The organism is Paenibacillus sp. V4I5, from assembly GCF_030817255.1.
Lineage (GTDB): Bacteria > Bacillota > Bacilli > Paenibacillales > NBRC-103111 > Paenibacillus_E.
In genome coordinates this window covers 319,368-334,318 of the sequence record NZ_JAUSZB010000002.1, presented here as the reverse complement: position 1 = coordinate 334,318, position 14,951 = coordinate 319,368, and the positions used below count along the sequence as shown (strand labels likewise).

Here is a 14,951-nt window from a genome sequence, read left to right as displayed (position 1 = left end):
CAAACACATTGCCCCCCACAAACCAACATGTGTCAAGGTTTTTAACGGATCGTTTCTCGTTTAGCTGGTTTATGTTTGCATAAAAAATACACCCCTTAGATTCATCGGAATCGATTTTCCAATGTCTATCCTAAGGGGTGCATTTCAAATTAGGAGTGAAACGGTTTTTTTCTTACCTTTTTACCAAGCATATGCCTGCGGAGCTGCTCCTCCTGGACCAGGGAAGATTTCATCTAGTTTCTGCAGCGTAGATTCATCCAGTACAATATCAACAACACGCAGTGTATTTTGAAATTGTTCAAGTGTACGCGGACCTATAATCGGTGCAGTCATAGCGGGGTGAGCTAACGTCCAAGCCAATGCTACATTCGCTTCACTCTCACCAAGTTCCTTACTTAATGCTGAGAAAGCTTCCAGCTGTGAACGAAACTTCTCTACCCTTTCAGGGTTACTCGCTCGTTTAGAGCCTTCAATTGGCTTCAGGGCGTTGCCGCCTAACAGACCGCCATCTAGCGGACTCCATGCTATTACACCAATTCCAAGTTCCTGAGCAGCTGGCAGTACTTCAAGTTCAGGCAGCCTGCAGAGCAGGCTGTATTTGTGCTGCTCGGACACAAGACCAATAAGATGACGAGCTTTGGCTTCATACTGCGCTTTCACCAAATCACGACCTGCAAAGTTACTAGAGCCTACATAGCCGATCTTTCCTTGGTACACGGGAACTTGAAAAGCTTCCCACAGCTCATCCCAAGAAACGTTGCGATCCACATGGTGCATTTGATAAAGCTCAATATGATCCGTTTGTAGGCGGCGTAATGACGCGTCCAAGTGACGACGAAGCTTGTAAGCGGATAGTCCGCCTTCGCGGTTAGGTCCGTCGTTCACATCATGCATGTCTCCATAGAACTTCGTAGCTAGGATCGTTTTTTCTCTACGTCCGCCGCCTTGTGCAAACCAGCGACCTATAATTTCCTCGGTACGCCCAGCGTTCTCTCCCCAACCATAAATATTTGCCGTATCAAAAAAATTGATTCCAGCATCCATTGCCGCATCCATGATTCGAAAAGCTTCTTTTTCCTCTGTATCGACACCAAAGTTCATAGTTCCCAGGCACAATTTACTGACTTTTAAGCCCGAACGTCCTAAGTACGTATATTTCATTATTATCTCCTCCAGTAGTTTTATAGAGCAACGCTCGTATCCATCTTGAAGTGACATTCACTTGTTCATCTCATCATCATTCATTATCATACCTGAATCTGGGTGGCTTCAGAAGTACGCACTTTTCCTTAACATAGTTGGCTTCGGGTGATCTACTTACCTAGAAGTTAGTACTATTTTGATAAGCATACATTTTTGTGAAATTTCAAGATACATCACGCTCGCGAGGCGGTGAAAAAATAAAAAAAAGCCGCGACTAGCGCGACTTTCAAGCTTATACCTTTTTAACAAATTCGGATTTTAATTTCATAGCACCGAAATCATCAATTTTGCAATCAATATCATGATCTCCATCAACCAAACGTATATTTTTAACTTTTGTACCTATTTTTATGACGGATGAACTTCCTTTTACTTTAAGATCCTTGATTACTGTAACCGAATCACCGTCATTTAAGACATTTCCATTGGCATCTTTAACAATTTTGTTATCGGCACGATCTTCCGTTTCCAATTCTAAAGTCCACTCATGTGCGCATTCTGGGCAAATCAATAGATTCCCATCTTCATACGTGTACGCTGAATGACATTTTGGGCAATTTGGCAATTCTAGCATTAATCTCATTTCCCCCATCCGTTATATGTTTATATACTGCCATAGTCTTCTCATATTAACAACCCTTTCCCCCCATCGGGACGCACAAATGTACAAGCACACTTGCAGCTTTTGCATTTACTATATTAATAAAGGAAGGAGAAGTGATAGGATGATTGCCAAGCCAGTTACATTATCAACTGGTATTTTGCGGAGGCCAAATAAAACGAAGTTTGCCCTTGTCGATGTCGTTAACTTTAATAGAGAGCGCTCCCGCAGGGTAACGGTACAAGTATTTGATTGGTCTACTGGTTCGCCGATTCCCTTGAAGGTAAGTCCTTGCAACACAAAACAATGTACGGTAACGGTTGCAGGGGGGAAATCGGTTTTCTTGTTTGCCGACGTGTCAAAGGTAAGGTTTAAATATGAGGTTCGCATTACACAGCATCATGATCGCAAGTTAGTAACGAATGTAACTGGTGTTACGAATGCGCCCTTTACACCTCAAGAAGGAGATACAGTACTTCAAAGCAGCTTAATAAGAATAAAATAGTTTAACCTATTTTAACTGAAATTAATTCTTCAACGAGCAGGCTGCCGCAGCATCTGCTCTTTTTATGTTTTGAGTTGTTTTACTTTTGATTATTGTACAATGTAAGATAAAGGAAACTACTAAGGAAATGGGTTGATTTCGCATGGAAAAAAAATTAAAAGTATTAGCTATTTCGGGAAGTCTTCGCCAAAAGTCTTCTAATACAGCCCTTATGCACGCTATTATAGGACTAGCCCGTGAAAATTTGATCTTTACTTTCTATAACGGTTTAGGTGATCTACCACATTTTAACCCCGATCTTGACGTCGATGACGGGCCTGAATCAGTTCTAGATCTGCGCATACGACTTAACGAAGCGGATGCCGTTCTTATATGCACACCAGAGTATGGGAATGGAGTACCAGGGGTTTTGAAAAATGCACTGGACTGGTTAGTATCTTCAGGTCAGTTTATGAATAAACCAACAGCAGTAGTCACAGCGTCTCCCACTCCAATGGGCGGCGACAAGGCGCATGATTCCATTCTGCTAACGCTGAACATGATCAATGCCAAAATTGTTGAGGGAGGAACCATGATGATCCCCCACATTAATTTAAAACTTAATAAAGAAGGCGTCATTACTGATGCTAAAACCGAGAATGGTTTAAGATCCCTGCTTGAAAATCTTGTAGAGGCTTGTTCATAATTAAGATTTGCCCTCCATCAAGATTGTTCTCATGAAAAATCAAAAGAGCTCCGATTTCTCGAAGCTCCCTGTGGTCACTTGAACCATCCCTTTTCTTTAAAACGCATGATAGCCTCAATACGATTGCTTACATTGAGTTTATCAAGGATTACAGAAATGTAGTTACGGACGGTTCCCGTTGTTATATACATTTGATCGGCGATTTCCTTCGTATTTTTACCGTCGGCGATAAGGATCAGTACTTCCTTCTCCCGCTCGGTCAATGGATTCTCTTCACCATATGCGTCATCTACTAACTCTGAGGCATAGATGCGGCGGCCGGCCATGATACTGCGAATTGAAGTAGCGAGCTCCTCACTGGGGCTATCTTTCAACAAATAACCGTTGGCACCAGCCTTCACAGCCCTTTCAAAATATCCGGAACGGGCAAACGTAGTCAGGATCATAACCTTGCAGCCAAACCCCTTTAGTTCCTCAGCCGCGTCTAATCCGCTTTTTACTGGCATCTCAATATCCATGATACATATATCTGGCTTATGAAGATGAACCAGTCTCACAGCATCCTCGCCATTGCTTGCTGTCCCAACGACCTGCATATCTTCTTCCAAATCCAGCAAGGAAGCAAGTGCGCCAAGCAGCATTCGTTGGTCCTCGGCAATTACAATTCGAATCATATCCCCGCCTCCCTTTCCGGTGGTTTGAAGACATTCGGCACTTTGATAACGATCGTCGTTCCATTGTTCGAAACAATTTCCATGCATCCGTTCACAAACTCAAGCCGCTCTTTCATGCCGCGCAGTCCATTTCCAAGTAAAACAACAGATTCTCTGGCCATGCCGACTCCATTGTCCCCCACCTTGATAACCAAATCGGTCTGTGATGGCTCAATGGCGATCGAACAGGTAGAAGCGCTGCTATGTTTAATAATATTAGTAATGGCTTCTTTTAAGCACATACTTACCACATTCTCATTCATCAGGGAGGTGTTCGTCAACTGAGGGTCCCCTTCCAAAATGAGGTCGATTTCAGCTGCCTTTAAAATCTGCTTAACGCGAAACATCTCATCCTCGAGTCTAGTCCCCCGCATCGAAGTAACCATTTCTCGAACTTCTTTTAATGCACTTCTAGCCGTCTGCCGAACATCATTGATTTCAATTTGTGCTTGAGTCGGGTTTTTGCTAATTAATTTCCCCGCCAAATCACTCTTTAAGCCAATTAATGAGAGCTTCTGACCTAGTGTATCGTGTAAGTCGCGAGCGATTCTTTGGCGTTCTTCCAGCTTTACCAGCTCGGAAATTCGTTTATTTGCGTCCTCTAGCTGTCCCTGCAGTTTATCACTCTTGTTTCGGTTGTAAGTAGTAACCGGAAGGAGAACAACACCAATCACACTAATAATGACGAACGGCAGCTGCGTAATATATACCGGGTTTTGGGATACGAGTCCATAGTTGATCGTTACAATGGTGCTTATTAGATGAATGCTGTATAACGTAATAAACCCGGCTCGATTTTGAATATTGCCAATAAAAAAGGCTAAAAACAGTGAGAAATATACATAGCTAAACAGTAAAGTCATAGTGATTGAAATCAGAATTTGTACACTCGACCAAAAGTACACGAGCCAGCCTTTTGAAATAAATGAAAGAACGTAGCAAATAAAGAATACAACAATCATAATGATGCCTAAGACAATTTGGTAAGTGGCAGAAGAACGAAATATGAAGTAAAAAGGGAGGATGTAAAAGACAACCCATACATACGGACTAAGACCTGTTTTTTTGTGAAAAATTTGATGCCACTTTTGCATGGTCTCTTAACCCTCTTTTTCTTCACCATTGATTTCATTCTATTTTAACATAAACATGAATAGTCAGGATTATTATCCTTAAATGACCGATTTACGGACTTTTATGTTGTTCCCCAAAGAAGTTTGCTTATCTTGATTAGGGAGCACCTGTTTTTTATTATAACCGACAAACGTTTTGTTTTGCTCGTCCCAAAGACGGAAACGTAATGATTGTAGACTCGTGCTGATTGTAATCGTCGTTGCTTTTTGCAGCGGAGGTGTTGCATTATGCGCCTTCTCCAAGTTATAATTTGGCACTTTCGGACTCAAATGATGCACATGATGAAACCCAATATTTCCGGTTATCCATTGCAAAAGCTTGGGCAGCTTGTAATAAGAGCTTCCATCTACCGCGGCTTTCACATAACTCCACTCATCTTCGTTCTCAAAGTAGGAATCCTCAAACTGATGCTGTACATAGAACAACCAAATCCCCAACAAGCCGGCTACGAAAACGAGCGGAGCTTGGATCATAACAAACGACTGCCATCCAATAGCCCAACACATAAATGCATATAGAATAATGATGGAAACATTAGTCAAGTAAGTACTGATTCTTTCCTTACGCTTCGCACCTTTTGTATTAAAACGGTTCGTAAATAGGAATAAAAAGATGGGGCCAAGGCCGAACATAATAAATGGATTCCGATATAATCGATAGGCAACTCGGCGCCATAATGAAGAAGCCGCATATTCCTCGACAGTAAGTACCCACATATCACCTGTGCCGCGTTTCTCAAGGTTACTGCTCGTTGCATGATGAATGGAATGACTGTTCTTCCATTGTTGATACGGAAAGAGCGTAAGGATACCCGTTATCGTACCGATGATTTCGTTAGCTCGGCGGCTTTTGAAGAATGATTGGTGACAACAATCATGGAAAATGATAAATGTCCGTATAACGAACCCGGAAGCAATGAACGTAATCGGTAATGTTATCCAATAAGAGACAGATAGGCTTAGATACGCAGCATACCACAGCAGCAATAAAGGTCCTAAGGTGTTGATTAGCTGCTTAACACTCGCCTTCGTACTTGATTTTTCATAAGGGGCAACCTGTTTTTTTAAATTGGATAGCGTAGATTGGGTCATCGAATAGTTCCTCCTCGGGTATGGTAAGCGAGTCATGTTGTAAACGTAAGTCGCAATATCCTATCTTCATTATAGATATCGCTTTCATTTCGTTGTAGTCATAAACGTCAAGTAGCGGGTATGACAAATGTCATGTCCAATATAAAAAAAGTGCCGCTACTTCGTAAATAACGAAATAGCAGCACCTGATCACAACATTCTAACTTTAGACGCAGTCCCGCGGATAGCTTCTCTACTGCTTTCTTAACACCTCTTCCATTCATTGAACAACCGTTATCGCGATATACTTAGCAAATTGTTATAACACATTAGTCATGGTCCTGATCCTCTAGTTTGCTCATCAAAAGTCTCACTTTCGAATCGGTATCCGAACCAGGAGAAGGTGTATACACACTGCATCTCAAATCGGTACGCCCTTGTACTTGAAGCGTTGTCAAATCGAACAGCATTTTCCCCACTTTAGCATGCCTGAATTCAATGAACACTTCAGGGGCTGAACTCACATCACTTTGGTTCCAAAAAGCTCTAAAATCCTGGCTCTGCTCACTGATCTGCTCGATGAACTCACTATACCAGTTATCTCCCACATATTGCCCATAATAAGATCGAAACATCGCCAAGAATCCCTTTACAAAATCATTCCAGTTTACAGCCAGTGCTTTCAATTCTTTACGTGTAAAAAGCAGCCATATCATATTTCTTTGTTCTACAGGGATAATCGCAAAATCTAGGAATATAGCCGCGGCAGCTTGATTCCATCCAACAATATTACATCGGCGATCTGAAATAATCGTAGGGCAATCGTGAAGTTCTGTCAGGATTCTGCTTAACGCTGGGCTGATCGTAGGTATCTTATCTACAAATGTGGTCGGTGCCGGCTGCTCCAGAGCCAGCATGAATAGATACTGGCGTTCATCCTCATTAAGCTGCAAAGCTAATGCGATACGGTCCAGTACTTGCACGGACATTTTGATATCTCTTCCCTGCTCTAACCAGGTATACCAGGTCGTGCTGACTCCTGCAATTGACGCCACTTCTTCTCTGCGTAAGCCTGGTGTTCGTCTACGACTCCCACCCAGTACTCCAGCTTCACTTGGTTGGATTCTAGCACGATGAGTAGTTAAAAACTCTGACAGCGCCTGCAACCGTTCCTTTGTATCCACGCCTTAATCCTCCTACCATTTATCATAGAAGCTATTATACCAGTATAAACCCTAACTTGTAATAGGATAAATAGTGTGACAATCTAATAGAAAGAAAACCATTAGGAGGAATAACAAATGAAACGTGTAGTTGTGACAGGGATGGGTGTCATTACACCCATTGGGAATCAAGTGGATACGTTTTGGGGGAATCTTACGGATGGTAAATCAGGTATTACCAAAATAGATCATATGGATCTAACGGATTATAAAACCAACTTTGCTGGAGTGGTTCGAAATTTCGATGCTGAAGCAGCTGTTGGTCGGCGAGATGTACGCCGGATGGACCGATACTGCCAATTTGCAGTTGCCGCGGCCAAGCAGGCTCTTGATGATGCAGCTTTAGTTATTGACTCCACGAATGAGGAACGTATAGGCGTCTATATTGGCTCTGGTATTGGCGGCATTCAGACGATTCTGGACAATTATCGTACGTTACTAACCCGCGGACCAAGCCGCGTGAGTCCGACCGTTGTACCCATGATGATCGCCAATATGGCGGCGGCACAGGTCAGTATCTTGTTCGGTGCCAAGGGCCCCTCCCTAGCTCCAGTGACCGCTTGCGCCACGGGAAATAACGCCATTGGCGAAGCTTTCAAGCTTATCCAGCGCGGAGGCGCAGACGCCGTCATTGCCGGTGGCGCCGAAGCGACGGTCACCGACCTCGCGCTGGCTGGCTTCGGCAATGCGACGGCGCTGTCGACGCGCTGTGACGCGCCGGAGCAGGCAAGCCGCCCGTTCGACGCGGAGCGGGACGGCTTCGTCACCGCCGAAGGCGCCGGCGTGCTCGTGCTGGAGTCGCTCGAGCATGCCGAGCGACGAGGGGCGCGGATCCATGCCGAGCTCGTCGGCTATGGATCAACCTCGGACGCCTACCACATCGTGGCGACCGATCCTGAAGGCTTGGGGGCTTACCGAGCCATGCGCGAAGCGATATTCGACGCCGGAATAGCGGCGGCGGAGATCGACACGATCAACGCACACGCGACGAGCACGATCGCTGGCGATCTCTCAGAGACGCTCGCCATCAAGCGGCTGCTTGGTCGCGGTGCGTATAACGTGCCAATCAGCGCAAACAAGTCCATGCTCGGCCATATGCTTGGCGCAGCCGGCGGTGTAGAAGCCGTCGCGCTGATCAAGACCTTGCAGGACGGCCTAATCCCGCCTACGATAAATCTGCATCATCCAGATCCTGGGTGCGATCTTGATTATGTTCCACACGTTGCAAGACGAGCTGAACTACGTTACGGTTTATCCAGCTCATTCGGATTTGGCGGGCATAACGCCGTCCTCATTTTCAAAAAACACGAATAATTAATCTCTTCCTTTTACTCGCTTACAAAATAAACCTAATCCGTTCAGCAAATGCTAAATGGATTAGGTTTATCCCATTAAATTTCTAATTCCAGAACCATCTCTCATAAATATAGTAGCTGCAAAATGAGATGAAAGCGAGGGCTATACTGAGCCACCCTGTAATAAGGGCACCTTTTTTTTCTTTGATCATATTAGCCTTCACATAGATTCGAACATCGAAACATAAAATGAGGATCCCAGAGATTAGTAATAACAAAACCGTGTAATAGTTAAAGGTAATCATTGTCTAACCCCTCCTCACCCGAGCCGCGGTCATAAAACTGATAGCATGAAACCATTCTTTAACGGATTATTTCGTTTTCGTGCCGATTCGTCGAATATTGATACTTAGTTTTACATCAACAGACATTTCACGATACATTTCTTGCCACTTCTGCTTACTTTTAATTGCCTTATTCCAATAGTAAGGATGTAAAGCACGCACGTCTTCCCCGAAACCGAAGATGTCGCAGCCGTCCTTTTGGGTCTGGTGAATTAATTTTAGGAACCCTATTTTCCCCTCCTTTTCTATGTTTTGCTCTAATTTTCGAATTGTTTCCTTCGTTAACGTCAAATTTTCATCTGATTTTTCCCGTAAATCTCCTTCTATTTGACTTACAACTGTGGCATGAATTTTACCGTTTATGATCTCCGTAGTAATTTTCGCTTTACGATGAGTAGATTGAAACATGACAAGGGTTTCTGATCCGGGTATCTGTGAGATGACGCTGTATCCTCCAGGATTGATTTGCTTCATTGCCATAAAGTGACCGATTTGTAGAGGCGTAGTGATTCCCTCCATTTTATCACCTTTAAAATAAGCCAATCCGGCAATTTCAATGTTAGATTCTTTCTTCAAATCCAGATAAGGGAGAGATCCTTCCTGTCCTTTAGCCGAACTAGCACTATAGAAAACGCCTAAGAAATTATTTGGCAGTTTACCCATTTCCTTAGCACGGTCTAGAGTGGCCACTAGATATAAAGTGGGAACACGCTCCAATTGCGGAGTCGCACTCATAATATCAGAAGCTTTCCCTTTGGACACAACCATCCAAACTGTTCTTCTTACCTGGGGCTGACGACGGAAGAAATCTTTCTCATTTTCGATCCCCCTTCTTGCCATTGCTTCTGACACCACGATTACACGTAAATGACCGAAAAACAAGCGATCCGCCAATTGCTGCTGCAGATTCATCAAAGAATCGTTGATGGTACTCCCAACGCTGCTCAGCACCCAGACAGGTTTTTGCCCGGCCGGAACACCTCCTGTACCTCCTGTCCCCAAAGGAATGCGTCCCGGAACGGCAATTTGTACGGTGATACGTATTAATCCTTTATTCGACTTCGGATCTTTAAGTATTTGCGTTGCATTGCTGCTTTCATTCGCATCTTGCGGTTTGGCCTCATCAATGGCAATGGCTAAAATAACGGCTCGATCTTCGATTTCTAAACGATCCCAGCATCCTGTAAGCATAGGTACGAGCAAAAGGAAAACAAAAATCAATTTAATCCGTTTTCGCCACACGCTGATCACCCCGACTCCCCTTCTTTTTCTTGCGAATGAGGGCTACGACCAATAAAACCAATGGATAGACAACCGTGATGACAAGTCCCCAACGACCAACAATTTGGATAATGCCATACATCTGCAGCAGGTTTTGGGGAACCATGGCAATGACATAGATGAAAGGAATGAGAAAAAATGAAAACAGCTTGTGATCACGCAAATGAAATAGTTGGCTTAAAAAGTGAATAGCCAAGTAATAGGTTGACAATAATGTCGTAAATACCGCTGTGACCCATACGGCGAGAAAGGCGCCATCCAACCTCTCCAGGATGTTAGCGGGCAGTGATGTGGTTTTGGCTAATTCCAAGGTAGGCCAAACTAAATTTTTGATTTCCTCTGCTCCAAATACGCCAACAGTAGCAACTACTATGAGCATGTAGAGTCCCCCCGAAATTAGCATGCCGACTAAGCTTGCCAACATCGCTCTATCCGGCTTACGCATAGCAGGAATTACGATGGTCATAACGAAAGATCCTTGAAATAAGGCAGCCATCGTAAGAATTCCTTTGGACATGCCACTCGGTTCATTCCCCCATATTGGCAATAAATTGACCAATTGCGCATTTTTTAGCGATAGAACGACAATCAATACAAGTGGGAATACAATAAGCGGGAAATAAAAATGATGGAAATAGGTAAAGGTCGTCATGTCAGCACGTGAGGAAACCGCAGCTAACAACAGCATCACAATAACAGTCACCTCAAGCGGCGTTTTCATTAAAACGGAAGTCACTACGACTTCACCAAATTCGCGCGATGCCAGTGCTGTAAGTACGGAAAAGAAAACGATGATTAAGACGCTAAATACCCGAGCCGTCCATTTGCCGATCAGAACTTCACTATATTGAATAATCGTTTGAGTTGGAAAGCGCATGCCGAGTACGGTAACGAGCCAAAGCCCCAGAGAGCCGATTAAGATACCTATAAAGGTTACTAGCGGCGCCCCTGAATCGGCAGCTCTCACAGCAAAAAGCGAGAGCGCCAAAACACCTACCCCGATAATCGTACTAATCAGAACGATTGCCGCCTGAATCATCGTTACTTGACGAGGATACTCCATCTTCTATGTCCCTCCTTGTATTCCCTACTTTCAATGGATCTAAGGTATTGCTTGGCGGATGCTTCAATTCCTTCGTTTTCAATCCTAGACGGCTATCATTCGGTGTATGCAAGAGTGCCGGTCTCTTTGGCATGGACCAGAGTGGCAGCCGAGCCAATGTATCCTTCATCCCTTGGAAATTTCCAGGAACAATCGGACTCAAGTAAGGTACCCCGAACGATTTTAATGAGAGCATATGGTTGGCGATCAGGATAAGCCCGATCATCACACCATACAAGCCAAACATACCGGCCAAAATCACAAGCGGAAAGCGCAGCATCCTTAACGCCAATGCCGCGTTGTATGCCGGTGTGGCAAAAGAACCAATCGTTGTTAAAGCGATGATTACGACCGTAATAGGACTGATGAATCCAGCAGCAACCGCTGCTTGTCCAACGACTAGCACACCGACAATCGATAGCGCTCCCCCAACTTGCTGCGGCAGCCGCAGAGTCGCCTCCCTCAGCACCTCCATGGAAACCTCCATGACCAGAACTTCAATTAGTGATGGAAAAGGCACCCCAGCTCTCCCACCGGCAACGGCCACGGCAAACTCTGTGGGTATGAGCTCCGGATTAAAAGAAATCAAGGCCACATATAACGAAGGGAAAATCAAAGAAAAAATAAGAGCTACCAGTCGCGCTAACCGTATAAAGCTAACCAGTAGAAATCGTTCCGAGTAATCTTCGACCGTTTGGTAAAACTGGCTGAACACAGTCGGTAATATGAGAGCAAAGGGGGAACCATCGACCAGCAGGATAACCCTGCCTTCCAGTAGATTGGCGACAGCCTTATCCGGGCGTTCCGTATTTTGAATTTGCGGGAACGGGGATAGATGATTATCTTCAATAAACTGTTCCAAGTAACCAACATCAAGAATGCCATCAATGTCTATCAACGCTAATCGTCTGAACACCTCTTCAACAAGTTGGGGATTGACAATCCCATCCAAGTAACAGATAGCTACTTTGGATTTGGTTACACGCCCTATCCGAAGTGTTTTTACTCGTAAATCCGGTGTCGGAAGGCGATAGCGAAGCAGAGAAAGGTTCGTACCCAACATTTCGATGAATCCTTCTCGTGCTCCGCGGATGACCTGCTCCGTTTCAGGTTGTGTGATCGAGCGCTTGTCCACATTTCGTGTACTGAAAAGCAGCGCTTCCTCCAACCCGTCCACTACAAGAACCGTTTCTCCTTGTACAATGGCTTGGATAACCTCAGATAAATGTCTTTCTTCTCTTCCTTCACAGGCATACAGCGTATCTGCAAATAATACATCCTTTAAAGGCCGGTTTACCTTCGCTTTCCCCTGCCTGTTAGTCGACGATAACATCAGCGGTTTTAAAATGTGCTCATTCAAATACTGCTTCTCAATTAAATCGGAGAAATACAAAAGCACAGCCGGGTACTGATCAAATATACGAAACCGGTGCATAACAAAATCGTCGTTTTCACCAAGTATTTTATCAACGAATGAAATCGTCTCTTCGAGAAGTAGAGGGATTTTCCCTTCTTCATTTTCCTCCAAAACCTGATGAACAGGCGGCTCCTTCGGCGGAATCATACGAGGTTGCTGGCTTTGAGATACTTTTATAGACCTTCGTTTATACCATTGCCACATAGCCACGCTAACACCGCCTCCTGAAAACAGTCCCAAGATGATCTATTCTTCCTGATTCCCTTTCATTTCCTTCTCCGTATTTTTATCCATTTTCCCAATAATATACATGAGAATAGGTAATCAGTCCTGAAGAGCCTTTCTTACCGTAACCCCAAAGAGGAAGTTTCCACAGATACATCGAATAACTGTATGGTAAATTATTTCCGGACTGGCGAGGGGGCCATTATGCTTTATATAAAAGATGTTTTGCTGCAATTACTGTTCGCCCTAACTCCCTTTGTTCTCTATAACATCTACTACCATGATAAAACCGCAAACTATTCAAAACGGTTTATCAATATTACGTGTATGATTTGCCTTTTTATGTCCATGACCTTTCATTCTAGCGTGCAGAACGGAATCATTTTTGATATCCGTTACGTGATCATGTTTTTCGGAATGGTATACGGCGGCATGACTACTGGACTTATTTTGCTTGTTGAGTTTGTATTGTACCGAGTACTAATTGGCGGACAAGGACTTTTTTCAGCGATGATTATTCTTGTGATTTCATTCAACTTATCTGTCCTGTTAGCCATCTTATATCGCAGACGCTCCGAGTACCGAAACCTAATAACTTTCCTAGCTGGGTTAAGCTTTTCCGTTATCCCTATTTGTGTAATGTATGTAACTGAACGTAAATATATAGTCGAGAACTTGACGTTTAATATCCTAGCTATGCCCGTACAAAATTTCTTGGGTATTTGGTTATTGATTTCCCTTTTCAATAAGGCTGTTTCGGATAAGCAGCTTTTCCAGAAATATCTTCAAAACGAAAAAGTTGAAACCATCGCTCACGTTGCCGCCTCCCTTGCCCATGAAGTGCGCAATCCACTTACAGCTGTAATGGGATTCTTGAAATTAATTCGTAATGATTCTATCTCAAAAGAGAAAACTAACTATTATATTGATATTTGTGTTGAAGAGACGAAGCGGACGGAAGTTATTCTTTCCGAATATCTATCCATAGCTAAACCTAGTACTCCTAATTATGAACAAATGGATCTTGTTCCGCAATTGAACTCCGTTATAGATATCATGACACCATACGCTAACATGAATAGCGTCACATTAGAGCTGCACAATGAGGGGCAAGAACTTTATATATCTGCGAATCCAAATGAAATCAAACAACTACTCATTAATTTTATAAAAAATGCCGTTGAGGCTTGCTCTTATATCTCAAGAGGAAAAGTCGTCATTCGTATGACCCCCGAATCCCAACTCTATGCAAAGATAACCATACATGATAACGGGGTCGGCATGAGCAGCGAGCAGCTTGAGCGGCTTGGCACCATTTATTTTTCAACTAAAAGCAAAGGTACAGGAGTAGGACTAACATTTTCTTATCAATTAATCCGTTCGATGAACGGTACTGTAAATGTTCGAAGTATACTAGGAAAAGGAACAGAATTCGTTATCTCTTTACCTTTAACCAACTGACTACTCTCTTTATTCGTCTTAAAGTTCGAGATAAACAAGAAAAAAGACACCCGGGGTGTCTTTTTTTCATTCCACAATATGGCTTCGTCTACTCAATCAATGGACCTGACTTAGGAACTAGTCCTAACCCCACTAGTCAAAAGAACGACGAGCTGGCCAAGACCCCTGCAGTTTGCGAATGAACATGATCTGTCCCGTGTGATAAGCGTCATGCATGATGAGGCTATTCACCCATCGGCCAACGGAGTGAGATCGATTGGGGAAAATGTGTTCGAATTCTTCCTCTTTCCAGCTTGCGATCCGATCACGAATTCCCTGATGAACGGATTGCAAACGGTCCAAGGTTTCTTGCCAATCCTCAGTCGACATTGACAGCACGGCAAAAGTATCGTCATTGGTCAGTTCCTCAGGATAATCGGATTCTTCACCCGTCATTCTTTTCAATAATCGTTCTTTATAAAAAATCAGATGATGGACATTTTCCCAGATCGTGTTGACATGTTCGCCCTTAGGCCGCCAATTGGCTTGCTCTGCGGTCAACTCTTTAAGCGCATCAGCAAGTGGCGGATACCAGTCTTCCTTCTCATAACAGCTATCCCATCCGTGAAGCAAAAGCTCGACTTTATTCATTTCATATCCTCCTTAAATTACGCATATGTAGTCATCTAAAACGGATTAACAAGTTACACTTG

General features: G+C 43.7%; 15 protein-coding genes. 4 read left to right on the top strand and 11 right to left on the bottom strand.

What is annotated here, in order from left to right:
* Positions 1 to 180 precede the first annotated feature (180 nt).
* Both QFZ78_RS03455 and QFZ78_RS03450 read right to left on the bottom strand, forming a co-directional pair.
* Positions 181 to 1,161, bottom strand: a complete 981-nt coding sequence (locus QFZ78_RS03455; RefSeq protein WP_307545385.1) for an aldo/keto reductase — start codon at positions 1,159 to 1,161, stop codon at positions 181 to 183.
* Between the two features lie 274 nt (positions 1,162 to 1,435).
* The gene (locus QFZ78_RS03450) at positions 1,436 to 1,777 is read right to left on the bottom strand and encodes a zinc ribbon domain-containing protein YjdM (RefSeq protein WP_307555456.1); all 342 of its coding nucleotides are present in this window, start codon (positions 1,775 to 1,777) and stop codon (positions 1,436 to 1,438) included.
* Positions 1,778 to 1,928: 151 nt separating this feature from the next.
* Here QFZ78_RS03450 and QFZ78_RS03445 point away from each other — a divergent pair, with 151 nt between their 5' ends.
* Entirely contained in the window at positions 1,929 to 2,309 is a 381-nt protein-coding gene (locus QFZ78_RS03445; RefSeq protein WP_307545382.1) for a hypothetical protein, read from the top strand.
* 142 nt (positions 2,310 to 2,451) lie between these two features.
* Positions 2,452 to 2,994 (top strand): NADPH-dependent FMN reductase, encoded by a 543-nt coding sequence (locus QFZ78_RS03440; RefSeq protein ID WP_307545380.1) that lies wholly within the window; start codon positions 2,452 to 2,454, stop codon positions 2,992 to 2,994.
* A gap of 74 nt (positions 2,995 to 3,068) precedes the next feature.
* Here QFZ78_RS03440 and QFZ78_RS03435 read toward each other — a convergent pair whose 3' ends face one another.
* From QFZ78_RS03435 to QFZ78_RS03420, 4 genes are all read right to left on the bottom strand, one after another.
* Entirely contained in the window at positions 3,069 to 3,668 is a 600-nt protein-coding gene (locus QFZ78_RS03435) for a response regulator transcription factor (protein ID WP_029197103.1), read from the bottom strand.
* Complete coding sequence (locus QFZ78_RS03430; protein WP_307545378.1) at positions 3,665 to 4,801, bottom strand: sensor histidine kinase; 1,137 nt, start codon at positions 4,799 to 4,801, stop codon at positions 3,665 to 3,667. The genes QFZ78_RS03435 and QFZ78_RS03430 overlap by 4 nt, the downstream gene beginning before the upstream one ends.
* A 78-nt stretch (positions 4,802 to 4,879) precedes the next feature.
* The gene (gene desA, locus QFZ78_RS03425; RefSeq protein ID WP_307545376.1) at positions 4,880 to 5,932 is read right to left on the bottom strand and encodes a Delta(5) desaturase DesA; all 1,053 of its coding nucleotides are present in this window, start codon (positions 5,930 to 5,932) and stop codon (positions 4,880 to 4,882) included.
* Between the two features lie 308 nt (positions 5,933 to 6,240).
* The gene (locus QFZ78_RS03420; protein ID WP_307545374.1) at positions 6,241 to 7,095 is read right to left on the bottom strand and encodes a helix-turn-helix transcriptional regulator; all 855 of its coding nucleotides are present in this window, start codon (positions 7,093 to 7,095) and stop codon (positions 6,241 to 6,243) included.
* 117 nt (positions 7,096 to 7,212) lie between these two features.
* Here QFZ78_RS03420 and fabF point away from each other — a divergent pair, with 117 nt between their 5' ends.
* Complete coding sequence (gene fabF, locus QFZ78_RS03415; protein ID WP_307545372.1) at positions 7,213 to 8,448, top strand: beta-ketoacyl-ACP synthase II; 1,236 nt, start codon at positions 7,213 to 7,215, stop codon at positions 8,446 to 8,448.
* Between the two features lie 85 nt (positions 8,449 to 8,533).
* Here fabF and QFZ78_RS03410 read toward each other — a convergent pair whose 3' ends face one another.
* From QFZ78_RS03410 to QFZ78_RS03395, 4 genes are all read right to left on the bottom strand, one after another.
* Positions 8,534 to 8,734, bottom strand: coding sequence for a CLC_0170 family protein (locus QFZ78_RS03410; protein ID WP_307545370.1), 201 nt, complete (start codon positions 8,732 to 8,734; stop codon positions 8,534 to 8,536).
* 66 nt (positions 8,735 to 8,800) lie between these two features.
* Positions 8,801 to 10,024: a Ger(x)C family spore germination protein gene (locus QFZ78_RS03405; protein ID WP_307545368.1), complete on the bottom strand. Its 1,224-nt coding sequence runs from the start codon at positions 10,022 to 10,024 to the stop codon at positions 8,801 to 8,803.
* Positions 9,996 to 11,117 (bottom strand): GerAB/ArcD/ProY family transporter, encoded by a 1,122-nt coding sequence (locus QFZ78_RS03400; RefSeq protein ID WP_307545366.1) that lies wholly within the window; start codon positions 11,115 to 11,117, stop codon positions 9,996 to 9,998. The genes QFZ78_RS03405 and QFZ78_RS03400 overlap by 29 nt, the downstream gene beginning before the upstream one ends.
* Positions 11,065 to 12,777 (bottom strand): spore germination protein, encoded by a 1,713-nt coding sequence (locus tag QFZ78_RS03395; protein ID WP_307555454.1) that lies wholly within the window; start codon positions 12,775 to 12,777, stop codon positions 11,065 to 11,067. Before QFZ78_RS03395 ends, QFZ78_RS03400 begins: the two co-directional genes overlap by 53 nt.
* Before the next feature lie 225 nt (positions 12,778 to 13,002).
* Between QFZ78_RS03395 and QFZ78_RS03390 the strand changes: the two genes are divergently transcribed.
* The gene (locus QFZ78_RS03390) at positions 13,003 to 14,259 is read left to right on the top strand and encodes a sensor histidine kinase (RefSeq protein WP_307545364.1); all 1,257 of its coding nucleotides are present in this window, start codon (positions 13,003 to 13,005) and stop codon (positions 14,257 to 14,259) included.
* 132 nt (positions 14,260 to 14,391) lie between these two features.
* On the opposite strand, the gene QFZ78_RS03385 is transcribed toward QFZ78_RS03390, so the two are convergent.
* On the bottom strand, positions 14,392 to 14,889 hold the full coding sequence (locus QFZ78_RS03385; RefSeq protein WP_307545362.1) for a DinB family protein: 498 nt from the start codon (positions 14,887 to 14,889) through the stop codon (positions 14,392 to 14,394).
* Positions 14,890 to 14,951 lie beyond the last annotated feature (62 nt).